Source organism: Lentzea sp. NPDC102401, assembly GCF_044765805.1.
GTDB lineage: Bacteria > Actinomycetota > Actinomycetes > Mycobacteriales > Pseudonocardiaceae > Lentzea > Lentzea sokolovensis.
In genome coordinates, this window is sequence record NZ_JBIWKS010000005.1 from 126,915 (window position 1) to 150,781 (window position 23,867).

21 protein-coding genes are annotated in these 23,867 nt (G+C 69.3%); 14 read left to right on the plus strand and 7 right to left on the minus strand.

Going from position 1 to position 23,867, the window contains the following annotated elements; genetic code table 11:
• Positions 1-81: 81 nt before the first annotated feature.
• A complete protein-coding gene (locus ACIRG5_RS19595) occupies positions 82-1,647 on the minus strand; it encodes a phospholipid carrier-dependent glycosyltransferase (protein WP_402906422.1) in 1,566 nt (521 codons plus the stop codon).
• A gap of 166 nt (positions 1,648-1,813) precedes the next feature.
• On the opposite strand from ACIRG5_RS19595, the gene ACIRG5_RS19600 reads away from it, so the two are divergent.
• From ACIRG5_RS19600 to dinB, 3 genes are read left to right on the plus strand one after another with little or no spacing between them, the layout of a single operon-like run.
• Positions 1,814-3,148 (plus strand): MFS transporter, encoded by a 1,335-nt coding sequence (locus ACIRG5_RS19600; protein WP_402906424.1) that lies wholly within the window; start codon positions 1,814-1,816, stop codon positions 3,146-3,148.
• 9 nt (positions 3,149-3,157) lie between these two features.
• Positions 3,158-4,123 (plus strand): serine hydrolase domain-containing protein, encoded by a 966-nt coding sequence (locus ACIRG5_RS19605; protein WP_402906426.1) that lies wholly within the window; start codon positions 3,158-3,160, stop codon positions 4,121-4,123.
• A 35-nt stretch (positions 4,124-4,158) separates the two neighbouring features.
• The gene (dinB, locus tag ACIRG5_RS19610) at positions 4,159-5,349 is read left to right on the plus strand and encodes a DNA polymerase IV (RefSeq protein WP_402906428.1); all 1,191 of its coding nucleotides are present in this window, start codon (positions 4,159-4,161) and stop codon (positions 5,347-5,349) included.
• Between the two features lie 57 nt (positions 5,350-5,406).
• Here dinB and ACIRG5_RS19615 read toward each other — a convergent pair whose 3' ends face one another.
• A complete protein-coding gene (locus ACIRG5_RS19615; protein ID WP_402906430.1) occupies positions 5,407-5,610 on the minus strand; it encodes a cold-shock protein in 204 nt (67 codons plus the stop codon).
• Between the two features lie 10 nt (positions 5,611-5,620).
• A complete protein-coding gene (locus tag ACIRG5_RS19620; protein WP_330276589.1) occupies positions 5,621-5,851 on the minus strand; it encodes a hypothetical protein in 231 nt (76 codons plus the stop codon).
• Positions 5,852-6,000: 149 nt separating this feature from the next.
• Between ACIRG5_RS19620 and ACIRG5_RS19625 the strand changes: the two genes are divergently transcribed.
• The 4 genes from ACIRG5_RS19625 (at position 6,001) to ACIRG5_RS19640 (ending at position 9,678) form a co-directional block, all read left to right on the plus strand.
• Positions 6,001-6,231 (plus strand): hypothetical protein, encoded by a 231-nt coding sequence (locus tag ACIRG5_RS19625; protein ID WP_402906433.1) that lies wholly within the window; start codon positions 6,001-6,003, stop codon positions 6,229-6,231.
• 164 nt (positions 6,232-6,395) lie between these two features.
• Positions 6,396-8,054, plus strand: a complete 1,659-nt coding sequence (locus tag ACIRG5_RS19630) for a discoidin domain-containing protein (protein ID WP_402906434.1) — start codon at positions 6,396-6,398, stop codon at positions 8,052-8,054.
• Between the two features lie 68 nt (positions 8,055-8,122).
• Entirely contained in the window at positions 8,123-9,202 is a 1,080-nt protein-coding gene (locus ACIRG5_RS19635; protein WP_330276592.1) for a dihydrodipicolinate reductase, read from the plus strand.
• A complete protein-coding gene (locus ACIRG5_RS19640) occupies positions 9,199-9,678 on the plus strand; it encodes a carboxymuconolactone decarboxylase family protein (protein WP_402906435.1) in 480 nt (159 codons plus the stop codon). The genes ACIRG5_RS19635 and ACIRG5_RS19640 overlap by 4 nt, the downstream gene beginning before the upstream one ends.
• A gap of 19 nt (positions 9,679-9,697) precedes the next feature.
• Here the strand turns inward: ACIRG5_RS19640 and ACIRG5_RS19645 are convergent, their stop codons facing one another.
• On the minus strand, positions 9,698-11,311 hold the full coding sequence (locus ACIRG5_RS19645) for a GMC oxidoreductase (RefSeq protein WP_402907083.1): 1,614 nt from the start codon (positions 11,309-11,311) through the stop codon (positions 9,698-9,700).
• 223 nt (positions 11,312-11,534) lie between these two features.
• Between ACIRG5_RS19645 and ACIRG5_RS19650 the strand changes: the two genes are divergently transcribed.
• Both ACIRG5_RS19650 and ACIRG5_RS19655 read left to right on the plus strand, forming a co-directional pair.
• On the plus strand, positions 11,535-13,466 hold the full coding sequence (locus tag ACIRG5_RS19650) for an FAD-dependent oxidoreductase (RefSeq protein ID WP_402906436.1): 1,932 nt from the start codon (positions 11,535-11,537) through the stop codon (positions 13,464-13,466).
• Positions 13,467-13,596: 130 nt separating this feature from the next.
• Entirely contained in the window at positions 13,597-14,145 is a 549-nt protein-coding gene (locus ACIRG5_RS19655) for a DUF1062 domain-containing protein (protein ID WP_402906438.1), read from the plus strand.
• Here the strand turns inward: ACIRG5_RS19655 and ACIRG5_RS19660 are convergent.
• Positions 14,135-14,998, minus strand: a complete 864-nt coding sequence (locus ACIRG5_RS19660) for a LysR family transcriptional regulator (protein WP_402906439.1) — start codon at positions 14,996-14,998, stop codon at positions 14,135-14,137. The genes ACIRG5_RS19655 and ACIRG5_RS19660 overlap by 11 nt on opposite strands.
• A gap of 74 nt (positions 14,999-15,072) precedes the next feature.
• Here ACIRG5_RS19660 and ACIRG5_RS19665 point away from each other — a divergent pair, with 74 nt between their 5' ends.
• A complete protein-coding gene (locus ACIRG5_RS19665; protein ID WP_402906441.1) occupies positions 15,073-15,678 on the plus strand; it encodes a dihydrofolate reductase family protein in 606 nt (201 codons plus the stop codon).
• A gap of 96 nt (positions 15,679-15,774) precedes the next feature.
• A complete protein-coding gene (locus tag ACIRG5_RS19670; protein ID WP_402906443.1) occupies positions 15,775-18,759 on the plus strand; it encodes a TIM-barrel domain-containing protein in 2,985 nt (994 codons plus the stop codon).
• Here the strand turns inward: ACIRG5_RS19670 and ACIRG5_RS19675 are convergent.
• The gene (locus ACIRG5_RS19675; protein WP_402906445.1) at positions 18,737-19,438 is read right to left on the minus strand and encodes a FadR/GntR family transcriptional regulator; all 702 of its coding nucleotides are present in this window, start codon (positions 19,436-19,438) and stop codon (positions 18,737-18,739) included. The two genes, ACIRG5_RS19670 and ACIRG5_RS19675, sit on opposite strands and share 23 nt — an antisense overlap.
• A 145-nt stretch (positions 19,439-19,583) precedes the next feature.
• On the opposite strand from ACIRG5_RS19675, the gene ACIRG5_RS19680 reads away from it, so the two are divergent.
• Genes ACIRG5_RS19680 through ACIRG5_RS19690 form a run of 3 tightly spaced genes read left to right on the plus strand, consistent with a single transcriptional unit; the run spans position 19,584 to position 23,716 of the window.
• Positions 19,584-20,975, plus strand: a complete 1,392-nt coding sequence (locus tag ACIRG5_RS19680) for an SLC13 family permease (RefSeq protein ID WP_402906447.1) — start codon at positions 19,584-19,586, stop codon at positions 20,973-20,975.
• 4 nt (positions 20,976-20,979) lie between these two features.
• Positions 20,980-22,386, plus strand: a complete 1,407-nt coding sequence (locus ACIRG5_RS19685; RefSeq protein WP_402906449.1) for an acyl-CoA synthetase — start codon at positions 20,980-20,982, stop codon at positions 22,384-22,386.
• Positions 22,370-23,716 carry a carboxyl transferase domain-containing protein gene (locus tag ACIRG5_RS19690; protein WP_402906451.1) on the plus strand — a complete coding sequence of 449 codons (1,347 nt, stop codon included), beginning with the start codon at positions 22,370-22,372 and terminating at the stop codon, positions 23,714-23,716. The genes ACIRG5_RS19685 and ACIRG5_RS19690 overlap by 17 nt, the downstream gene beginning before the upstream one ends.
• Here the strand turns inward: ACIRG5_RS19690 and ACIRG5_RS19695 are convergent.
• Positions 23,698-23,862: a hypothetical protein gene (locus ACIRG5_RS19695; protein ID WP_319979644.1), complete on the minus strand. Its 165-nt coding sequence runs from the start codon at positions 23,860-23,862 to the stop codon at positions 23,698-23,700. The genes ACIRG5_RS19690 and ACIRG5_RS19695 overlap by 19 nt on opposite strands.
• Positions 23,863-23,867: the final 5 nt, after the last annotated feature.

Genomic DNA, 23,867 nt, shown 5'->3' on the forward strand with positions numbered 1-23,867 from the left:
TCGTTCGCTGCGATCACTGTCGGAGGACTGCACGCGCGGAACAATCAGGGTCGGCATCCGTAGGGGTACGGAACTTTCTCCCTACGGACGGCGGAAGATCGTGATGGAGTGGCCCACGACGTCGATCGGCGTGCTCGTGTCGATCAACGCTCGGAGGAGGTCGTCGGCCTTCGCGATGGCCGTGTTGGACACGACGAGCAGCCCGTGCACCTGGTCCTCCGGCGCCTTGCGGGGGTCTTCGGCGCGAATTCCGTAGTACTCGGGCACTCCGGCGCCCTTGTAGACGAGCCACGTCCGTTCGCTCGGATAGCGCTTCAGCCGCTCGGCCAGCCGCCCCAGGTCCTGACCCCAGTCGACGTTCGAGTCGTGCAGGTGCAGGTGGGTCTTCGACGGGCCGCCGAACACCTCGTTCGAGTACGGCAGGTAGTACGGGAACGTCCACAGTGAACTGACGGCGACCAGCGCGACCGCGAGCGTGGCCCAGCGGCGGTGCGCGACCACCGCGGCGGCGACCGCGAGGAACATCGGCACGAAGATCGCGTACCGGACGCCGAGGTCGCGGCTGCCGGTCATGGCCACGGCCAGCAGCACGGCCGCGGGCGCCAGAACGTACGCCGCCGCAGGACGTTTGACCAGGGCGACGGCACCGGCGGCCCAGAGGAGCAGCGCGCCCAGCGGTGTCTTCACCAGCAACGCGGCCGGCAGGTAGTACCAGTGCGAACCCTCGTAGTGCGTGCCGAACAGGTAGCCGCCCCACACGCGGTTCTCGAACCCTGCCTGGATCCGCATCCCGTCGAGGTAGGGCTCGGGGAACGGCAGCCAGCCGACCGGCGCGGACGGCAGGTCCGGCGGGGACTCCCAGCGCAGCAACGGATCCACGGCGAGGTACGACACCCAGACCACCGCGAGCGCGATCAGCAGCACGGCGAGCGCGGCTTTGGCGCGGGCGTGCCAGAACACCAGGAACAGCACCACCGGGATGGCGGCCAGGGTGTTCATCTTCGTCGCGAGTGCCGCGCCGAGGGCCAGTGCGGCGAGCGGCAGGTAGAGCGCGGGGTGGGCGCGTGCCCGCCACACCAGCCAGACCGACGTGAGCACGAACCCGGCCGCCGGGACGTCCAGCGTGGCCAGCGATCCGTGCGCGATGAGGTCGGGCGAGAACGCGTAGAGGGCCAGCGCGACGAGCCCGCCCGTTCGGTTCGTGATGTCCGTGGCGAACAGGAACACGACCACGCCGAACAACAGCGTGAGCACGATCATCGGCAATCTGGCCAGCAGCAACAGCTTCGCCGGGTCGTTGCCCGACTCGTAGAGCACGTGCCGGCCGAGTTCCGTCTGGTCGCCCTGGAAGCCGGGGTCGAGACGCGCGTCGGCGAACGCGAGCCCGGTCGCCATGATCAGCTTGCCCAGCGGCGGGTGCTCCGGGTTGTACCGGAGGCTGTGCTGCTGCAGCTGGACGACCGACGCGCCGACGTAGACCGGTTCGTCGATGGTCGGCGTCTGCCGTACCGCCGTGGTGATCATGGCGATGGCCATCTGGGCCAGGAGCACGGCCGCGGCCAGCCAGAACAGCCACCGCCGCGGTGCTCTCACCCGCACGGACGGCAGGGGCACCTCGGCGGGGCGCTGGATCGTGGCGAGCGACAAGGTCGCGCGTTCCTTTCAGATGGGTGAACAACCCGACACCCTCCGAAACGGGACGCCCGCCGTTTAGGTTGCTCGGACCACTTCAGCTACAGATTGTTGCGAAATACCCTGTCGCATTTCAGCTACAACTTGTAGCTTTACTGGCCCCGGACGAGGGAGACCAGCCGTGACCACGCTCAGATCCACCCGCCCCGCGATGGCCGTCCTGGCGGCTCTGGCCGTCACGATCGGCGCCCTGGAAAGCATCCCGTTCCCCGCGCTCCCCCTGCTGCAACGCGAACTCGGCCTCGACCCCGCCCAGGCCGGCCTGCTGTCCACGACGTTGATCATCACGTCGGCGATCACCATGCCGGTCGTCGCCAAGATCGCCGACGACCGCGGCGGGCGGCGGATCCTGCTCGTGCTGACCTGGTGCATCGTGGCCGGGGCCGTGCTGTCGGCGTTCGCCACGTCGTTCCCGGTGATCCTGTTGGGACAGTTCCTGCAGGGGCTGGGCGGCGGAGTGCTGCCGGTGTCGTTCGTGCTGGCACGGCAGCTCTTCAAGGAGACGCCGGTCGCGATCGGCGTGCTCACCGGCCTGTTCACGGTCGGCAGCGGACTGGGCGTGCTCGCCGCCGGGCCGCTCGCCGACGCCTTCTCGCGGCAGTGGATGTTCCTGCTGCCCGCGCTGGTCGTCGCGGCCGTGGCGATCGTCGCGCCGGTCGCGTTGCCAGGACCCGGGCAGGTGAGGCGAACCCGGCTGGACTGGCTGGGCGGAGCGTTGCTGGCACTCGCGCTCGCCACGCTCATGCTCGCGCTCTTCCTGGCGCCACAGGGACTTGCGACCGCCGCCGTGCTGCTCGTGCTGACGGCCGCGTTCGGTGCCGGGTGGGCGATGGTCGAACGCCGTGCCGAACATCCGCTGGTCGATCTCGGTGTCCTGCGGTCGGTGTGGAGGGCGAGCCTCACGTTCGGGGCACTCGGCGCGAGTTACTCGGCGACGTACTTCCTGGTGCCGCAACTGCTCTCCGGGTTCGGCGCGACGGCCAGCGAGATCAGCCTGTACCTCTTCCCCACCGTGCTGGTCGCCGTCGTGGTCGGGCCGTTGTCCGGACTGTTCGCACGGCGGGCGGGAACCAGGACCGCCATGGCCGCCGGCCTGACGCTCACGGCCGCGGGCACGTTGTTCGTGGCCGGATGGCACGAAGTGCCGTGGCAGATCGCGGCAGGGATGCTGGTGACGCTCGGACTCGGCGTCGGGACCGCGTCCACGGCCACCTACACCGCCGCGATCTCCTCGGTCGGCGAGCAGGACACCGGCGTCGCGGCGGCCACGTGCGGGATCGCGCGGGCGATCGGCGCCGCGCTGGGTGTCCAGGTCGCGGCGGCGTTGCTCACGGGAGGAGCGTCCTTCCGCCTCGGCTTCGTGCTGGCCGCGGTCGTGGCGCTGGCGCCGCTGGTGTTGCTGCGCGGGATCCGGTCACCGGAAAACCACTCCGGCGCGGCGTTGACGCGGGGCTAGCCTGCGCGAATGCCGTGGGGAGACATCGACGAGATCGCTCAGGACACCGGTTTCTCCGGCGTGGTGCGGATCGACCACGCCGGAGAGATCGAGTTCACGAAGGCCTACGGGCTCGCGAACCGCGCGTACGGCGTGCCCAACACCGTGGACACCAGGTTCGGCATCGCCAGCGGCGGCAAGGGGTTCACCGCGCTGACCGTGCTCTCCCTGATCCGCGAGGGCGCGCTGACGCTGAACACGACCGCCCGCTCGTTGCTGGGCGACGACCTTCCGCTGATCGCCGACGACGTGACGGTCGAGCACCTGCTCACGCACACGTCCGGCATCGGCGACTACCTCGACGAGGAAGGCGACTGGCAGGTCGACGACTACGCGATCGGCGCGGTGCACGCGCTGACCACGACCGAGGCGTTCCTGCCGTTGCTCGACGGGCATCCGGCGAAGTTCAAGGCCGGTGAGCGGTTCGGCTACTGCAACGGCGGTTACGTGGTGCTCGCGCTGCTGGCCGAACGAGCCACCGGGCAGGGTTACCACGACCTCGTCCGCGACCGCGTGCTCCGGCCCGCCGACCTGACCAGGACGGACTTCCTGCGTTCCGACGAACTGCCCGCCGACGCGGCCGTGGGCTATCTGGAAGGCCTCGACCGCTCCAACGTCTTCCACCTGCCCGTGCTGGCGACCGGCGACGGCGGCATCCACACCACCGCGGGCGACATGTCGAAGTTCTGGCGCGCGTTGTTCGCCGGCGACCACGCCGAGGAGGTGACGCGGCCGCGCCACGACGTTCCGGAGGAGTCCCTGCGCTACGGCCTCGGCTTCTGGCTGCACGAGACCACCGACACCGTGATCCTCGCCGGGTACGACGCCGGCGAGTCCTTCAAGTCCACTCACGACCCGCACACCGGCACCACCATCACGGTCCTGTCGAACACCTCGCCCGGCGTGTGGCCGATCGCCCGTGCGCTCATGTCCTGACGACACTGTTCTGAACGGGTGACGGATGCGAACATGTGTTCGTGAACACCCCGATCCTGCACGCCGACCTGGACGCCTTCTACGCGTCCGTCGAGCAACGGGACGATCCGAGCCTGCGCGGCCGTCCGGTGATCGTGGGCGGCGGGGTGGTGCTGGCCGCGAGTTACGAGGCCAAGGCGTTCGGCGTGCGCACGGCGATGGGCGGGGCGGCGGCACGCAGGCTGTGCCCGCACGCGATCGTCGTGCCGCCGCGGATGTCGGCCTACTCCGCCGCGAGCAAGGCGGTGTTCGAGGTGTTCCGCGACACGACACCGCTGGTCGAGGGCCTGTCGATCGACGAGGCGTTCCTCGACGTCGGTGGCCTGCACCGGATCGCCGGGCCGCCCGAGGTGATCGCCGCACGACTGCGGGCGACCGTGCTGGAGCAGGTCGGCCTGCCGATCACGGTCGGGGTGGCGCGCACGAAGTTCCTCGCCAAGGTCGCGAGCGGGGTCGCGAAGCCGGACGGGCTGCTGGTCGTGCCCGCCGATCACGAGCTGGAGTTCCTGCACCCGCTGCCGGTCGAACGGCTGTGGGGCGTCGGCGAGGTGACGGCCGCCAAGCTGCACGGCCTGGGCCTGCGCACGGTCGGCGAGGTCGCCGCACTGGGCGAGGTGGCACTGGTCTCGATGATCGGCCGCGCGGCGGGCAGGCACCTGTACGCGTTGGCGCACAACCACGATCCACGGCCGGTCCACACAGGACGACGCCGCCGGTCGATCGGCTCGCAACGCGCGTTGGGCCGCCGGGAACGCACCCGTGACGACCTCGACGCCATCCTGGCCTCGCTGGTCGACGGCATCTCGCGGCGACTGCGCACGGCCCATCGCGCGTGCCGGACCGTGGTGCTGCGTCTGCGGTTCGCCGACTTCAGCCGCGCGACCCGTTCCCACACCCTGCGGCATCCGACGACGGAGACCGAGGTGCTGCTGGCGTCGGCGAGAGAACTGCTCGGCACGGCGATGCCGTTGATCGAAGGCCGTGGCATCACGTTGCTGGGCGTGTCGCTCACGAACCTCCAGAACGACGCGCCGATGCAGATGACGCTGCCGTTCGAGGAGCAGAAGCCGGCCGCTCTCGACGCCGCGCTGGACGACGTGCGCGACCGCTTCGGATCCCGGTCGGTGACGCGGGCGGCGCTGCTGGGACGGGATCCGGGCATCTCGGTGCCACTGCTGCCGGACTGACGCCGTGGAGTGAGCGGCCGCGGCCTGCTCACTCCACAGTGGACCTGACGAGTCTGGTCAGACGAGGCGCACGGAGCGGGCCTGCGGGCCCTTCTGGCCCTCGCCGAGCTCGAACTCCACGGCCTGGTTGTCGGGAATGCCGTGGTGGTCGTACCCCTGCACCTCGGACTGGTGCACGAACAGGTCCGGCCCGCCGCCCTCAGGCGCGATGAAGCCGAAGCCCTTGCTGCCGTTGAACCACTTGACGGTTCCTCGAGTCACGTGCGTACCCCTATGCGTGAAGTGCGGTGGAGGCCGGCAGGTTCGCCAGGCCGAGCATGGACAGCAGTTCACGGCAGTCGACCGCGTCGTGGGAACGTTCCGCCACTCGTTTGGCGGCCTGACGCTGGTGCAGGAGCTCGGTGGTCTCGGCGTGCAGACGTGCCTGCGCGAAGTCTTCCGCCGCGTGGCGCGTCGTGCCGAATCGAGAAGAGGCAGAGGAGGAAAGGCGTTCCGGCTGCAAGCCGGTGCTCCTGTCTCCGGCCGGAAACGCCGGACCGGACGGGGGTCGGGGACCGCAGCGGCTGGTTGCCGTCCGCTGGTACTCCAACGGTCCCACAATAGCCCAATGACCAGCGGCGAGCACCAGGCGCACCGCGTAGGGTCGCCCCCATGCCCGAAGACGAAGGCGGCCCCGCGCTGACCCCCACGCTGGCCGAATGGCTCAAAGCCCGCGAGGAGACAGCCCGCCACCTGGCCGCCGGCGCCAAGCGAACGGTCGACGGGGAATGGGTGCAGCGGCTCGCCGACCTCCTCGCGACCGAGCGGTCGTGGCAGGACCAGTACACCGAACTGGTGGCCCTGGGCAGTCTCGACGGCCGGTTCCCGCCCTCGAACCGCTGACATCGGATCAGGCGGATCTTTACGACGTCGCCTTCTTGATCCACGCGCCCCGTGGCGTGCCGGGTCGTCGAGGTCCGCGACCAAAAGACCGGTCCGTCAAGTTCTTGCGTGATCTTGTTGACATCTTGCACTCTGGAGTCGAATCGCCGACAAAGGAGTTCGCGATGTCCCTGTCACGCCGAACACTGCTCAGCACCGCGCTCGCCGCTCCCGCGCTGGGGCTCCTGCCCGCCCCAGCGCGCGCGGCCGGCCCTCCCGGCGACGTCGTCGGCAAGATCACCGTCGGGTACCAGGGCTGGTTCGCCTGCCGCGGCGACAACTCCCCCATTGACGGCTGGTGGCACTGGAACGACGACTGGAGCCGGCCGCCCGCACCGCCCACCAGTTCGATCGTCGCCTGGCCTGACATGCGCGACTACGCCCGCACCTACCAGACCGCGTTCGCGAACCTCGGCGACGGACGGCCCGCCACGCTCTTTTCGAACTACGACCGGCAGACCGTCGACGTCCACTTCCAGTGGATGCGGGACAACAACATCGACACGGCGGCGTTGCAGCGCTTCAACCCGACCGGCGGTGAGGGCCCGATCCGCGACGCCGTGACCGCGCACGTCCGGCCGGCCGCGGAGGCGGCCGGGCGGAAGTTCTACATCATGTACGACGTCACCAACTGGACGAACATGCAGTCGGAGATCAAAGCCGACTGGCTGAACAAGATGTCCGCGTACACGTCCTCCCCCGCCTACGCCCGGCAGAACGGCAAACCCGTCGTCTGCGTCTGGGGTTTCGGGTTCAACGACCCCGGCCGGCCGTTCGGACCGGAGGCCTGTCAGGACGTGATCGACTGGTTCAAGGCGCGCGGCTGTTACGTGATCGGCGGCGTCCCGACCCACTGGCGGCTGGAGATCGAGGACTCGCGGCAGGGTTTCGCGGGCGTGTACCGGTCGTTCGACATGATCTCGCCGTGGATGGTCGGCCGGATCGGCACCCCGGCGGACTCGGATCGCTTCCACACCAACGTCAACAGTCCCGATCAGGCCGAGTGCGACGCGCGCGGGATCGACTACCAGCCGTGCGTGCTGCCGGGCGACGTGGGGTCGCGGCAACGACTGCACGGCGACTTCATGTGGCGGCAGTTCTACAACATGGTCCGCCTTGGCGCACAAGGCATCTACATCTCGATGTTCGACGAGTTCAACGAGGGCAACCAGATCTGCAAGACCGCCGAGACGCTGGCCGACGTGCCGGTCGGTTCCGGTTACCTCGCACTGGACGAGGACGGCACGCGTTGCTCGGCCGACTACTACATGAGGCTCACGGGCGACGGCGGCAGGATGCTCAAGGGTCAGATCGCGCTGACCGCCACCAGGCCCACCCAGCCGTGGGTCGGCGGGCCGCCTGCCCCGGACGTCGACCTGGCCGCCGGACGCCCGACGACCCAAAGCTCGCAGACCCAGCACTACGGCAGCGGGTTCGCGGTCGACAACGACCCGAACTCCTACTGGGAGAGCGCGAACAACGCCTTCCCGCAGTGGATCCAGGTCGATCTCGGGGCGGCCCAAGCCTTGAGGCGCGCGGTGCTCACGCTCCCACCGAACACGGCGTGGGGACGGCGAACCCAGACCGTGACGATCGAGGGCAGTACCGACGGCCAGACGTTCAGCCCGCTCGCGCAATCGACCGGGTACGTTTTCGACCCCGCGACCGGGAACTCGGCCACGGCCGCACTTCCGGGCGCCCAGGCCCGTCACGTCCGGCTCACGTTCACCGGAAACACGGGCTGGCCCGCGGGTCAACTGTCGGGACTCAAGCTCTACGCCTGAGCACGCCCGCGGGTTCTCGCCGGATGGGCGCTGTACAACTAGAACGTGTTCTAGGTAATCTGCACCACATGATCGCCACAGTGGTGTGGGGCACGGGAAACGTCGGCCGGGCCGCCATTCGCGCCGTCGACGCCCATCCGGCGCTGAAACTGACGGCCGTGGTCGTCCACAACCCGGAGAAGGTCGGCCGCGACGCGGGCGATCTCGCGGGGCTGGACACCGAACTCGGTATCACGGCGACGAACGACATCGACGCGGTGCTCGCCGCGAGCCCGCGCGCGGTGGTGTACGCGGCGTCCGGCGACATCCGCCCGGACGACGCGCTCGCCGACATCACCAAGGCGATCAGGGCGGGCGCGGTGGTCGTCACGCCGTCCCTCTACGCGCTCTACGACCCGCGCAGCGCCCCACCGGAGCTTCGAGAACCTGTTCTCGAAGCGATCGAGGAGGGCGGCGGCTCGCTGTTCGTCTCCGGCGTCGACCCCGGCTGGGGCAACGACGTGCTGCCGTTGATGATCAGCGGCCTGGGCAGCACGATCGACGCGGTCCGCTGCCAGGAGATCTTCGACTACTCCACCTACGACCAGCCGGACGCGGTGCGGTGGCTGATCGGATTCGGCCAGCCGCTCGACTACCAGGCGCCGATGCTGATGCCGACGGTGCCGACCATGGTGTGGGGCGGGCAGATCCGCTTGCTGGCGCGGGCTCTCGGCGTGGAGCTCGACGAGATCCGCGAGACCGTCGACCGGCGCGCGCTCGACGAGACCGTGACGACGCGGACCATGGGCGAGTTCGAGAAGGGCACCCAGGGCGCGATCCGGTTCGAGGTGCAGGGAATCGTGGGCGGCGAGCCGTTGATCGTCATCGAACACGTCACGCGCATCCACAACTCGTGCGCCACGGACTGGCCGATGCCGCCGTCCGGCGACGGCGCGCACAAGGTGATCATCGAGGGCCGGCCGCGCATCGAGGTGTCGGTCGAGGCCGTCGACGAGGGCGAGAACCGGTCCGCGGGCGGCAACGCCACGGCGGTCGGCCGCATCGTCAACGCGATCGACTGGCTGGCCGGCGCGGATCCCGGTCTCTACGACGCGCTCGACGTCCCGTTGCGTCCCGTCGCGGGCAAGCTCGGAAGGAGCAGGCCGTGAACATCGACATTCCCGAGGGCAAGGACCCCATCGGGTACGTGTGGGGCGAACTGGTGCCCGGCATCGGCATCTCCGCCGCGAACCTCTCGCTCGCCGTCTACCAGCACACCACGCTGGGACTGCGCGAGTTCGAGGCGGCGCGGCTGCGGATCGCGCAGATCAACGGCTGCCTGTTCTGCCTCGACTGGCGGACCGAACGCGACGGAGTGAAGGTCGAGGACGACTTCGTCGACGCGGTGACCCAGTGGCGCACCACCGACGCCTTCGACGACCGGGCGAGGCTGGCCGCGGAGTACGCCGAGCGGTACGCACTGGATCACCACGGTCTCGACGACGAGTTCTGGTCCCGCATGACCGCTCACTACAGCCAGGTCGAGATCGTGGAACTCACCATGAGCATCGGGGCCTGGCTCGTGTTCGGCAGGCTGAACCGGGTGTTCGGCCTCGACGCGATGTGCGTGCTGCCGAAGTTCTGAGGAGTCCGAACCGGACCGTTCAGAGGTCGGTGGCGATGATCTTCTCGATGTTCCTCTCGGCCAGCGCCGTGATCGTGACGAACGGGTTCACCACGGTGCTGCCGGGGATCAACGACCCGTCGATGACGTACAGCCCCGGATAGCCCTGCAGGCGACCGTAGTTGTCGGTGGCCTTGTTCAGGATCGCGCCGCCGAGCGGGTGGTAGGTCAGGTGGTCGCCCCAGATCTTGTACACGCCGAAGAGGTCGGTCCGGTAGATCGTCCCCTCCTTTGAGTTGATCTTGTCGAAGATGGACTTGGCGGCGTTGATGGAGACGCTCTTCCACGCGGTCTGCCAGTTCAGGTCGACCTTGCCCGCGGCGGCGTTCCAGGTGAACTGGGCGCGGTTCGGGGTCTTCGTGATCGACAGGTAGAACGACGCGTAGGTCTCGATGCCGGTCGGCAGTGGCGCCACCTCGGCGAACGCGCCGCCGGCCGCCCAGTTGTCGATGCCCAGGGTCGGGATGGACGACTGCAGCGCTCCGGTCGGGTCCCACAGGTGGTTGGCCCGGCCGCACATGACGTTGCCGTTGTCACCCCAGCCCTTGCCGACCTCCCCGTTCAGGTTCGGCAGCGCGCCGGTGGCCTTGAGCTTGACCAGCAGCTTGCTCGTTCCGACACTGCCCGCCGCGAAGAACACCTTCGCCGCCGTGACCTCCTTGACCGCGATCGGGTCGCCGTTGGTGTTGAGCTGCTCGATGGTGACCTTGTAGCCACCCGTCGCGGGCACGACGTCGACGACCCGGTGCAGCGGCGAGATGGTGACGCGCCCGGTCGCCCTGACCTTCGTGAGATAGGTCTTCTGCAACGACTTCTTGCCGTAGTTGTTGCCGTAGAGGATTTCCCCCACCAACGCCGACTTCGGAACGGTCCCGGCCGCCTCCTGCTCCATGTAGTTCCAGTCGTACACGGTGGGCACGAACACGTACGGGAAGTTCGACCGCTGGGCGTGCTTCCGGCCGACCCGCGCGTACTGGTAGGCGTCGGTCGTGTCGAACCAGGCCGGCCGGATCATGTTGACGCCGAGCTCGGCGTTGGCGCGCGGGTAGTAGGTGCTGTACATCTCGTCGGGATTCACCATCGGGAGGACGTCCCCGAAGTTCTCCCGTTTCGGCGTCACGGCCATGCCGCCGTTGACGAGCGAGCCACCCCCGACGCCGCGTCCCTGGTAGACGGTGATGCCGGCGAACTCCTCGGCGTCGAGGACGCCGGTGTAGCGCGGGATCGCCTTGTCGATCGGGAAGCCCAGGAAGTTGCTCAGCGGCTGTTTCGTCTTGGTGCGCAGCCAGAAGGACCGCTGATCAGGAGTCGTCGTGTTGGCGAAGATCTTCCCGTCCGCGCCGGGGGTGTCCCACGCCATGCCCATCTCGACCATGTGGACGTCGACCCCGGCCTGGGCGAGACGCAGGGCCGCCACGCTTCCGCCGTAGCCGGTGCCGATCACGAGAGCGGGTATGACCGCGGCGTCGGTGATCGACGCCGCCGCTCGTGCCACCGGAGTGACGCCCCCGAGGGCGACAGCTCCAAGAATAGAACCTGTTCCAGCTATGAACGAACGTCGTGAAGGACCCTCGAAACCGTTGTCACACGTCATTGTGTGGGTCATGTGATCTTCCTCACTGTGGGCGCATGAGAACAAGTTATACCGGCGGTTGTAGATCAAGTCACTACCTGGTAGTCCCGGTTCGCCCAGGTGCGTGGCGCAGGTGAGCGTCTTGACGACGAGATTCGGGTGCCACGCGGACAACCCGTACGGCCCAGTACGACCACACGATCCGGGAATGTCCTGCCACGCATGGCCGCCCGACAATCGAGCGATGCCCTCGGTATCTGATGGTGGTGAGGACGCGAGACCGAGCGTCCTGGTGATCGGTGCGGGAGTGTCCGGCCTGGCCGCGGCGCGCGCGTTGCGCGACCTGGGCCATCCGGTCACCGTGCTGGAGGCGCGGGACCGCGTCGGCGGCCGGATCTGGACCGACGAGCACGGGGTCGACCTGGGCGCGCACTGGATCCACGGCACGGACGGCAACCCGATCACCGAACTCGTCGAGGACCTGGGGCTCCCGTACAGCTACGTGGGCGGGGACAGCGCCTACACCGGCGGGTTCGACAGCCTCGACCTGTTCGGGGCGGACCGGCGGGCGGTGAGCCACCGCCACAAGAGCCGCACCCTCGAACTGGCCGACGAGGTGCTGCACGAGCTCGAACACCGTGCCGCGGTGGCGCGCAAGGGAGATCATCCGGACGTCCCGCTGGGCGAGGCGATGCGGCAGATCCTCGCCGAACGCCGGCTGTCCGTCGAGGACGAACAGGCCGTGCGGTATCACCTGAACGTGATCCTGCGCGAGGACGCCGCGGAGGATCCCGACAAGCTCTCGTTGAAGCACTGGGAAGACGGCTATCTCGTCTACGGTTACGGTGACAGCACGTTGCACCAGGGCTATCAGTCCGTTGTGGACGCTCTGGCCGACGGCCTCGACGTCCGGCTGGGGCACGTGGTCACGCATGTCGAGGAAGGGCGGGTGTTCACGGACCAGGGCATGTTCGAGGCGGACAAGGTGCTCGTGACGTTGCCGCTGGGGGTGTTGAAAGCCGGTGCCGTGGAGTTCTGGCCACCGTTGCCCGAGGCCAAGCGGTCCGCGATCGCCCGGCTCGGCTTCGGCACGCTGAACAAGATCGCGCTGCACTACTCCGCACCGTTCTGGCCCACGGACCAGTACGTCTTCGGCTATTTGTGCCGGGACACGGACCGGTACCCCACGGTCGTGATCAGCATGTGGAAGTCGCACGGCAAGCCGATCCTGGTGATGCTGCTCGGCGCCTCGCTCGGCCGTGAGATGGAGACCTGGCCCTCAGAAGAGGTCTCGGCGTACGCGACCGACGTCGTCCAGGACCTCTTCGGCGTGGACGCACCCGCTCCCGTCTCCGTTTCGCGCACCACGTGGTCGTCGGATCCGTACGCGCTGGGCTCCTACACCTGCATCGGAGTCGGCTCGTCGTCCCAGGACATCGCGACGCTCGCCGAACCCGTCGGCGACCGGCTGTTCTTCGCCGGCGAGGGTACGAATCCGTACCACTGGGGCTGCGTGCACAGCGCCTACGAGTCCGGGCTGCGCGAGGCCGCCCGGATCAGCGGCGACGCGGACCTCTACACCCCGCCCAGCGCCGGGAAGTCGCGTGCCCGGTCGCGCAACACCGACCGGATGCTGCGGTTCGTGCGGATGCGGATGAACCATCTCACCGCGCCCGAACTCGCCGAACGGGTCGCGTGCCTGCGGTGCGGCGTCGATCCCCACGGCGTGAGGTTGTTCGCGGCGCTCGCGGACTCCGAACTGGAGACGCTCGCGTCGATGTTCGACGAGATCCCCTACACCGCAGGCGATGTGCTCTTCCACGAGGACGATTCGGCGAACGGGGTGTTCCTGGTAGCGTCCGGGCGGATCGAGATCGACTTCGGCGGCATCTACGAACGCGCCGTGCTCGGCCGTGGCGCGTTGCTCGGCCACTACGACATGTTCTTCAACGCCCGCACCACGTCGGTGACGGCGCTGACCGACGACGTCGTGGTGTTCTACCTGGATCACTACCGCTATCAGAGCTTCCTGTACGCCTTCCCGGACGTGCTGATGCTGATGCTTTCGGACCTCGTGACGAGGTGGGAGCAGTTGGAGAGCGTGCTCGGCGCCGCGACCCTGCCGAAAATGAGTGGAGCGGTGGTGCCCCGGGTCGCTACCTTCCTGCCGGACTGAGTCGTCGAGGCTGGGACGTGCCGTTGTACACCGTGTGAGACCTCCCCAAGCACTTGGTTTTCGTTGCGCGACGCGTTCTTGAGCGCCGCGCTCCTCTTGCTGCGGTCTTCTCACCGATCGGTGTACTGCTGTGCTCATCACCTGGGCCGTCGTGCCCACCTGCCTTCCTCTTGTCCGCCGTCGTTGCCACGTGTGCGCCGCCGACCGCTTCCGGGCGAGCGGCAAGTTCCGCGTCAACGCCAACCACAAGGTCCTCGACGCCTGGCTCCTCGTCCTCTGCACGGGGTGCGGGGACACGGCCAAGCTCACGATCTTCGAACGGGCGCACGTCCGGTCCGTCCGGCCCGCGTTGCTGGACCGGTTGCACCGCAACGACCTGACTCTCGTTCCCGAGCTGTTGCAGGATCCCGTTCTGCAGCACCGCAACCGCGTCTCCCTCGACTGGGAGGGCGCGTGGCGGCTCGACACCGGCGGGTCTGATCACCTGGAACAGGAGGTGGTCGACGTGGCGGTGCGGTTCGCGGCGCGGATTCCGGTCCGGCCGGTGCGGCTGATCGCGGACGCGTGCGGCCTGTCGCGGGCCGAGGTCGAGCGGTTGATCGTCGAGGGGAAGGTCGTGTCGGCTATCCGGTTGACCGGCAAGGTCTCCGGCGACTTCACCTTCACGCTCAAGCGCTGACGGTTCCCGTCAGCGCGGCCAGTACGGCGGCCACGCCCGGAGGATCGGGCGGGTCGCCGTACGTGGCGGCGTGGATCTGGCGGTGGAAGCCTTTCAGTTCGGTGGCGTGCACGTCCGGCCGTCGATGAGCCCGCAAACCCAGTCCTGGCAGGATCGCGACCCCCGCGCCGGCCGCGACGAGGGCCTGGACGACCACCATGTCGTCGCTGTGCGAGGAGACGCGGGGCGTGAAGCCCTCGCTGCGGCACACGGTCTCCAGTTCCTGCCGGCACGCGTCGCACCCGCCGATCCACGCGGAGTGCCGGTGGTTCGCGAGGCTGTCGTCCGGTTGCCGGCTGATCAGGTGGATCGGGTCGTCACCGAGGTGGACGAACCGGAAGCCGTCCTCGACCGGGGTGTCCGCGTGCCGGAAGACGAGGGCGATCTCGATCTCGCCGTGCCGCAGCATCTGCAGCGCCTCGACCGGATGCCGTTCTACGAGGCTGAGCTCCAGCCCGGGATGCTTCGAGGCCAGGGCGGCGGCCACCTTCGGGACGATCGTCGCGGCGACGGAGGCGTTGGCGGCCAGCCTGACCCGTCCCGACTGAAGACCGACCTGCGCGGCCAGTTCGGTGGTGGCGGCGTCGACGCGGCCCATGATCTCGGCGGCGCGGGCCGCGAGCAGTTGTCCTTCCGGTGTCAGGCGAATGCCGCGGCCGACGCGTTGCACGAGCTTCACGCCCGTCTCCGCCTCCAGCCTCGCCAGGTGATGGCTCACCGACGGCTGGGAGTAGTGCAGTCGCTTGGCCGCTTCGGTCACCGAGCCGTGCCGGGCCACCGCCGCCAGCACCCTGAGGTGCACCAGGCTGAGCATTCATCAAGGCTATCAATGAGATCCCCGCGTTTTTGGCATTGGACGTCATGGATCGCGCGGTCCAGGCTGGATCCATGACCAAGGTGACCTGCGATCTCTCGATCTCCCTCGACGGCTATGCGGCGGGACTCGGCCAGACCGAGGACCGTCCGTTCGGGGAGGACGGCGGCGACGGCTGGGGCAGCGAGCTGCACGCGTGGATGGAGGATCCCGCCGAGCAGAGGTGGCAGAGGGACCGTCTCGCCGAGACCAAGGCGTTCATCATGGGGCGCAACATGTTCGGCCCGGTCCGCGGCTCGTGGGACCGCGCGTGGAACGGCTGGTGGGGCGACAATCCTCCGTACCACGCGCCGGTCTTCGTGCTCACCCATCACCCGCGCGAGCCGCAGCCGATGGAGGGCGGCACGACGTTCCACTTCGTGACCGAGGGCATCGCGGCGGCGTTCAAGCTCGCCCGCGAGGCTGCGGGGAACGGCAACATCTCGATCCACGGCGGCGCCACCACGATCAACCAGTACCTGACCGCGGGCCTCATCGACGAGCTGCGGCTGCGGATCGTGCCGGTCATGCTCGGCGCCGGCACGCGGTTGTTCGACGGCGTTCCCGGACTGAACCTGGAACAGGTCGACTCCCGCGCGGGCACCGCCTTCACGCATGTGACGTATCGCGTGGTGCGCTGATTGGAGTCTTGATCGCTCCACAACGTCAGGCCAAGGTGAGGAAGGTTCAGGTACCTGAACACCTCGGAAGCCGACGGCGTCAGACGAGGAGCACGAATGCGGAAACGCACGACGATCGTCCCTCTGCTAGCCCTGCTGAGCCTGGCCCTCCCCGTCCCCGCGACCGCCCAGCCCAACGGCACGGTCGTCTCCGGGCAGGCCAGGTTCCAGATCCTCTCCCCCACCCTGATCCGGTCCGAGTTCGCCGGGAACAGCACCTTTGAGAACCAGGCAACTTACAACGTTGTAAATCGCACGATCCCCCGCACGGCCTACACGTCCCGCGTGCAGGACGGGTGGCTGACCATCACCACCTCGGCGCTGACCCTGCGCTACCGCGTGGGCTCCGGGCCATTCCGCGCGGACAACATCGAGGTGAAGACGGCCGGCACGACCGCGTCCCCGTGGCGGCGGGTGGTCTGTGCGACCGGGCAGCTGTGCGAGGCCGAGGACACGCAGCGCGAGGGCGTGCTGGTGGCAGCGGATCACGCCGGTAGCACCGGCTCCGGCTTCGCCGCCGGGTTCTCCTACACCAACAACGGGATCACGGCGACCGTGCGCGCTTCGGCCGCGGGCCGGCACCGGGTCGTCGTGAAGTACGCGAACGGGCAGGGCGGCGACGGCAAGCACGAGAACCGCACGCTCCGGCTCGGCGTCGACGGGCAGGCTCCCCGTCAGATCACCCTGCCGGCGACCGCGAACTGGGACACCTGGCAACAGGTCTCCACGGACGTCGACCTGTCGGCGGGCGAGCACCGCATCTCGTTGACGCGAGGTGCCGCCGATTCGGGCAACGTCAACGTTGACAGCCTCGCGCTGCTCACCGGCGACCAGGCCTATCCCGGTGTGCGGGCGGTGGACGACTGCCGGTTCGGCACGAGCTGCGAGGCCGAGAACGGCGTGCTGAGCGGTGCGGCCAAGATCGCTGTCGAGCACGCGGGGTTCGCGGGCACCGGGTTCGTCGCCGAACTGGTCGGCGGCACGCGGCTGAGCCAGCGCGTCACCAGCGTGCCGGCGGCGGGCACGTATCCCGTGACGTTGCGCTATGCCAACGGTGTCGGCGGCGACGGCAAGCACGAACCACGGACCGTGCTGCTCAACGGGCAGGCGATCACGTTGCCCGCAACGGCGAACTGGGCCACGTGGGGTACGGCGACGGCGCAGGTTTCGTTGCCCGCGGGCACTTCCGACCTCACCGTCACGTGCCCGGCGAGCGGCTGCCACGTCAACCTGGACACCCTCGGGATCAACGCGTCGACGCAGCATCTCGCGTTGGGCGGTTATCGGCGCTCGCTCGACGGCTACAACGGCGACAACGGCGCCCCGCAGCTCACTCCGGGCCTGATGTACCGCGACGGCTGGTACCTGCTGGACGACACGACTTCGGCGCTGCGCAACGGAACCTCCCGAGCGGACCGGGGTGCGCAGCCGTACCAGGACGGGTACGTGTTCGGGTACGGCCAGGACTACAAGGCGGCGCTCGGTGACCTCGCGACGCTGACCGGCGGCCCGAAGCTGTTGCCGAGTTGGGCTTACGGCGTCTGGTACTCCGAGTACATCGACCGGACGGCCGCGGACTTCCGCGACCGGATCCTGCCCGCGTTCCGGCAGCACGGCGTGCCACTGGACGTCCTGGTGGTCGACACGGACTTCAAGGCGGGCAACACCTGGAACGGCTGGCAGATGGACCGGTCGAAGTTCCCCGACCCGCAGGGGTTCCTGGACTGGGCACATGGCGAGGGCCTGCACAGCACGTTGAACATCCACCCGAGCATCCAGGGCAGCGACCCCGACTTCGCCCGCGCGCAGGCGACCGCGAAGGGCAAGCTGGCCAAGGGTTCCTGCGCGGACTGCTACGTGTTCGACTGGGCAGACCCCGACCAGCTGCGTGCCTACCTGGACCTGCACAGGTCCATGCCCACCGACTTCTGGTGGCTCGACTGGTGTTGCGACGGCTCGGGTTCGTCGCTGCGCGGCGTCACGCCGGACACGTGGATCAACGAGCAGTACTCGAAGATCGGCTCGTTCGCGTTCTCGCGCGGCTTCGGATCGTTGCAGGCGGGCGGCTACAGCGGCTCCGGGCCGTTGCCGACCGGGCCGTGGGCGGAGAAGCGCACGACGCTGCACTTCACCGGCGACACGTCGTCGACGTGGGGCACGTTGAAGGGGACGATCGGCTACACCTCCGCCGAGGGCGTGGCGACCGGGATGTCGAACATCAGCCACGACATCGGCGGCCACAACGACACCACCGGCCTGCGCGGGTCGGAGCAGTACCTGGACAACGGCCAGGTCCGCTACACCACCAAGATGCCGGACGACATGTACGCGCGGTGGGTGCAGCTGGGCGCGTTCCAGCCGATCACGCGGCTGCACAGCAACCACAGCGACCGGTTGCCGTGGCAGTACGGCCCGGCCGCGCAGGCTTCGGCGACGAAGTTCCTGAACCTGCGTGAGCGGCTCGTCCCGTACATCTACTCGGTGGCCGAGCAGGCGTCACGAACGGGGGTGCCGCTCCAGCGGCCGACGTGGCTCGAGTACCCCGGCAGCCCGGAGGCCTACTCCACAGTGGACAGCCAGTACCTGCTCGGGCCGGATCTGCTGGTCGCGCCGATCACGACGCCCGGCGAAACCGGGTCGACGCGGGTCTGGTTCCCGCCCGGCCAGTGGACCGACTACTTCACCGGCAAGGTCTACCAGGGCAACACCTGGGCGACGGTGAGCGCGGGCCTGGACACCATGCCGGTGTTCCTGCGTGCGGGCGGCATGCTGGTCGAGCGCAGCAACGACGTCGCCAACGACGCCAAGAACCCGGCCAACGCCCTGACCGTGCACGTCACGGCCGGAGCGAGCGGCGAGTTCACGCTGTACGAGGACGGCGGGCGCACCCGGATCATCCAGCGCGGCGACACGATCGTCGTGTTGTCCGGCAAGGTGTCCAAGCGGGACTGGAAGTTCGTCGTGCACAAGGCGGACGGGTCCAGTCACGTCGTGCAGGCGCGCAACTCGCCGGCGGTGGTCAGTCTTCGGGCACCCAGGTGAGCAGCCTGACCTTCGCGACGGTGCGCACGTGCTTGCGCATCGCCGCGGCGGCCTTCTTCGCGTCCCCCGCGGCGATGGCCTCGTAGATCGCCGTGTGCTGCGCCAGTGACCGGGAGGGGCGCCCCGGCTGGCGCAGCGACTCGGTGCGGCTCTCGGTGATCTGCTCGGCGATGGTCTTCATGAACTCGGCGAGCAACGAGCTGTGGGCGGCGGCGGTGACGGCGGCGTGGAAGCGGCGATCCCCTTCCACGCCGTTGTCGCCGTCGGCGATCTCGTCGCGCATGAAGTCCAGCGCCGCGCGGATGGTCTCCAGTTCGGCGTCCGTGCGGCGTTCGGCGGCGAGCTCGGCGAGCTTGGTCTCCAGGGCCTCGCGGGCCTCCAGCACCTCGGGCAGGCGCTTGCGGCGCTCGACGAGCTGCTCGACCGGTTCGACGTCGAGGGTGTCGCGCACCAGGTACGTGCCGCCGCCGTGCCGTGCCTCGACCAGGCCCTGGACCTCCAGGACCACGATCGCCTGCTTGACCGACGCGCGGCTGACCCCGAGGCTGGCGGCGAGATCACGTTCGGCGGGCAGCCTGTCCCCCGCGCTCAGCCCGGCCTCGACCACGTGCGCGCGCAGGCGTTCGAGCACCTGCTCGTACAGGCGGGATTTGACCATGGGCCGCAGTGCCTCGGACATCGGCCCAGGATAACCGGTCAAGTGGCTCATCCACTAGGCCACCTCTTGACAGCTGCTGGACAGTGGGCGGAAAGTGGCTGAACCACTTGGCCACTGAGCCAGCTCTGGCCATCCACCCGGACAGCCCCAACGACGGGAGCCCTGCATGTCCGCCGAACTGATCTCGATACTCGTGCTGGTCGTGGTGTTCGTCATCGCCACGACCAGGTCGATCAACATGGGTGCGCTCGCCTTCGCCGCGGCCTTCGGGGTCGGCACGCTGGTGGCGGACATGAAGACCGACGACATCTTCAAAGGCTTCCCCGGGTCGTTGTTCGTCGTGCTGGTCGGGGTGACGTTCCTGTTCGCCATCGCCCGCGCCAACGGCACCACGGACTGGTTGGTGCACATGGCGATCCGCCTGGTCGGTGGGCGGATCGCGTTGATGCCGTGGGTGATGTTCGCGATCACCGGCGTGCTGACGGCGATCGGCGCGGTGAGCCCGGCGGCGGTCGCGATCGTGGCGCCGATCGCGATGGGGTTCGCGGCCAAGTACCGGATCAGCCCGTTGCTGATGGGCGTGATGGTGGTGCACGGCGCGCAGGCCGGCGGCTTCTCCCCCATCAGCATCTACGGCACGATCGTCAACGGCATCGTGGCCAAGGAGGGCCTGCCGGGCAACGAGATCGTGCTGTTCCTGGCCAGCCTAGTGGTGAACCTGCTGATCGCCGTCGTGGTGTTCGTGGTGCTGGGCGGCATGAAGCTCGCGAGGCAGCCGCTGGGCGCACCCGCGCTGGCCCGCACCGGTGGTGGCGAGACCCTTGGTGGGAACGATGGCGGGCGCGCGAGCAGCGGGGGCGGCAACGGTGGTGGAGAGACTCTTGGCGGGGACGACAACGGTCTCGGCGGCGGAGTCGGCGCCCATGACGGCGGGGGCGCGACCGCCCACGAGCGCGTCGCCCTGACCGCGCCCCGCATCGCCACCCTGCTCGGACTGGCCGCGCTCGTCGTGGCCGCGCTGGTGTTCGACCTCGACGTCGGCCTCGCCGCGATCACGGTCGCCGTGCTGCTCAGCGTGGTGTGGCCGGAGACCTCCAAGGAGGCGATCACCCAGATCACCTGGCCGACCGTGCTGCTGATCTGCGGCATCCTCACCTACGTCGCCGTCCTGCAGACGATGGGCACGATCAAGTGGGCGGGCGACTCCGTCGCGAGCGTCGGCGCTCCCCTGCTCGCCGCCCTGCTGATCTGCTACATCGGCGCGATCGTGTCCGCGTTCGCGTCGTCGGTCGGCATCATGGGCGCGCTGATCCCGCTGGCCGTGCCGTTCCTGTTGCAGGGCGAGGTCAGCGCCATCGGCCTGATCGCGGCGCTGGCGGTGTCGGCGACCGTGGTCGACGTGAGTCCGTTCTCCACCAACGGCGCCCTGGTGCTCGCGGGCGCGCAGGACGTCGACCGCGACAAGTTCTTCAAGCAGCTGATGGTCTACGGCGGGATCATGGTCGCGGCAGCGCCGCCGCTGGTCTGGCTCGCCCTCGTCGTCCCGGGAATCTGGTGAGTCCATGTTCGCCCTGAAGTCAGACCGCGTCGCCCTCCGCTTCGGCGACCACACCCTCACCCACACCGAACTGGCCGCCTGCGCCGGACCGTTGGCGCGGCAGCTGTCCGGTCTGCCTCGGGTGGCGATCTGGGCGACCCCGACCATCGAGACGTGCGTCGCGGTGGTCGCGGCCCTGCTCGCCGGGGTGCCCGCCGTGCCGCTCAACCCGAAGGTCGGCGAACGCGAACTCGCGCACATCGTGGCGGACAGCGCGCCCGCCCAGGTGCTGGCGGCTCCCGGCACGCGGCTTCCCGCCGGACTGGACTCGGTGCCGCGCCGCGACGTCACGCTCGACGGCGGTTCGTTCGCACCGTTCGCCGAGCCCGGCGACGAGGCTCCGGCGTTGATCGTCTACACCTCGGGCACCACCGGCTCGCCCAAGGGCGTCGTGCTGCCGCGCCGGGCCATCGTGTCCACATTGGACGCGGTGGCGGAGGCGTGGGAGTGGTCGCCGGACGACGTGCTGGTGCACGCGTTGCCGTTGTTCCACGTGCACGGGCTGATCCTCGGCGTGCTGGGCCCGTTGCGGCGCGGTGGCACCCTGCACCACCTCGGCAAGTTCTCCACCGATGGTGTGGTGCGGGCGCTCGACGGCGACGGCACGATGATGTTCGGCGTTCCGACGATGTACCACCGCATCGCGGAAGAGGTCGGCGGCGACCTGAAGCTCGCCAACGCGTTGAGCGCAGCACGGCTGCTGGTGTCGGGTTCGGCGGCGCTGCCGGTGCGCGACCACGAGCGGATCGCCGTCGCGACCGGGCAGCGGGTGGTCGAGCGGTACGGCATGACCGAGACGCTGATGAACACGAGCGTGCGCGCGGACGGCGACCGCAGGCCCGGCGCGGTCGGCGTGCCGTTGCCGGGCGTCGAGGTTCGGCTCGTGGACGACGCCGGACTGACGCTGGACGACGTCGGCGCGATCGGCGAGATCCAGGTACGTGGACCGAACCTGTTCACCGAGTACCTGAACCGTCCCGACGCGACCGCCGAGGCGTTCGCGGACGGCTGGTTCCGCACCGGCGACGTCGGCACGCGCGACGAGGACGGCTACTTCCGCATCGTGGGCCGCAAGGCCACGGACATCATCAAGAGCGGCGGCTACAAGATCGGCGCGGGCGAGATCGAGAACGCCCTGCTGGAGCATCCCGGGGTGAAGGAGGTCGCGGTGACCGCTGAGCCCGACGACGACCTGGGCGAGCGGATCGTCGCCTGGGTCGTGTCCGCCGACGTGGTGGCGTCGCCGGACGAGCTCGCCGACCACGTGGCGCGGCTGCTCACGCCGCACAAGCGGCCTCGGGTGGTGCGGTTCGTGGAGTCGTTGCCGCGCAACGACATGGGCAAGGTGATGAAACGTGCTCTGCGGACGTGAGCAGGCCCGTGCGGTGATCGGCAGGGTGGCGTCGTCGTTCGCCGAGCTGCCGGACGACCTCGGACCGTCCGGAGTGGATGGACCGCTCCGGTGGCCCGGCTACGGCGACCAGCTCTCCCGAGCGGCCGCCTCCACCGGTGAGCGCGAGTCCGTCGTCTGCGGGGTCGCCGAGATCGGTGGCGTCACGGCCGTGGTGGTGGCGTTCGAGTTCGGCTTCCTCGGCGGCTCGCTGGGCACCACCACCGGTGCCCGCATCGAGCAGGCCTTCACGCACGCCCGCGAGCTCCGCCTTCCGGTGGTCTCGCTGGTCGCGACCGGTGGCAGCCGCATGCAGGAGGGCACGCTCGCGTTGCTGCAGCTGTCCCGGATCGCCCGCCAGATCACGCTGACCCGCGAGGCCGGGCTGCCGCACGTCGCGGTGCTGCGCGATCCCACGACCGGCGGCGGCTGGGCCACGCTCGGGGCGGGCGCGGACGTCGTGCTGGGGCTGCGGGGCGCGCAGGTCGGGTTCGCCGGGTCGCGGGTGCGGCCGCCGGGGTACTCGGTGACGCAGCAGTTCGCGGCCGGGCTGGTCGACCAGCTCATGCCACCCGAAGAACTGCCCGGCCGGTTGGAGCGCTGGCTGCGACTGCTCACGACGTCTCCGGGCGGTCCCGCACCGGTGCCGTCGGCGCTGGGGCAGGCGACGTTGCCGAAGACCGGGTGGGACGCGGTGGTGCGCGCACGCACGCTGGGCCGTCCACGTGCCAAGGCCTACCTCGCCGCCTACTTCGACTGGCACGAACCCGTCAACGGTGACCGCGCCGGTGGCGTCGATCCCGGGGTGCTGTGCGGTTTCGGGCATCGCGACGGACAGACCATCGCGTACGCGGCGCAGTGCGGCACGGCGACAAGGCCCGCCGGGTTTCGCATGGCGGCGCGGCTGGTGCGGCTGGCGGACCGGCTCGGCATTCCGGTGCTGACGCTCGTCGACACACCGGGTGCGGCCAACGACGCCGGCGCCGAGAAGGCCGGGGTGGGTGCCGCGATCGCCGACATGTTCACCGCGGTCGCGGCGGCGCGGGTGCCGGTGACGACGCTGGTGATCGGAGAGGGCGGATCCGGCGGCGCGCTGGCGTTCGCCGCGCCGGACCGGATGTGGGTGACACCGGACAGCTACTTCGCGGTGATCTCACCCGAGCTGGCCACCGCGATCCTCAAGCGGGACCCGGCGCAGGCCAGGCAGACGGCGGACCAACTGCGGCTGCGGCCGCAGGACCTGGTCGAGCTGGGCGTGGCGCAGGGGATCGCCCAGCTCGACCAGTCCGCTGATCAGGCCACGGCCAGGTAGAGGAACGCCAGAAGCGAACTCGGGACGCAGATCGTCACGAGTCCGACCACGCCGTAGAACGGCTCCTTCTTCTGCACCATGGCGCCCAGCGCACCGACACCGATGAGCACGGACGCGAGCAGCAACACCAACACGACATAAGACATGCGAG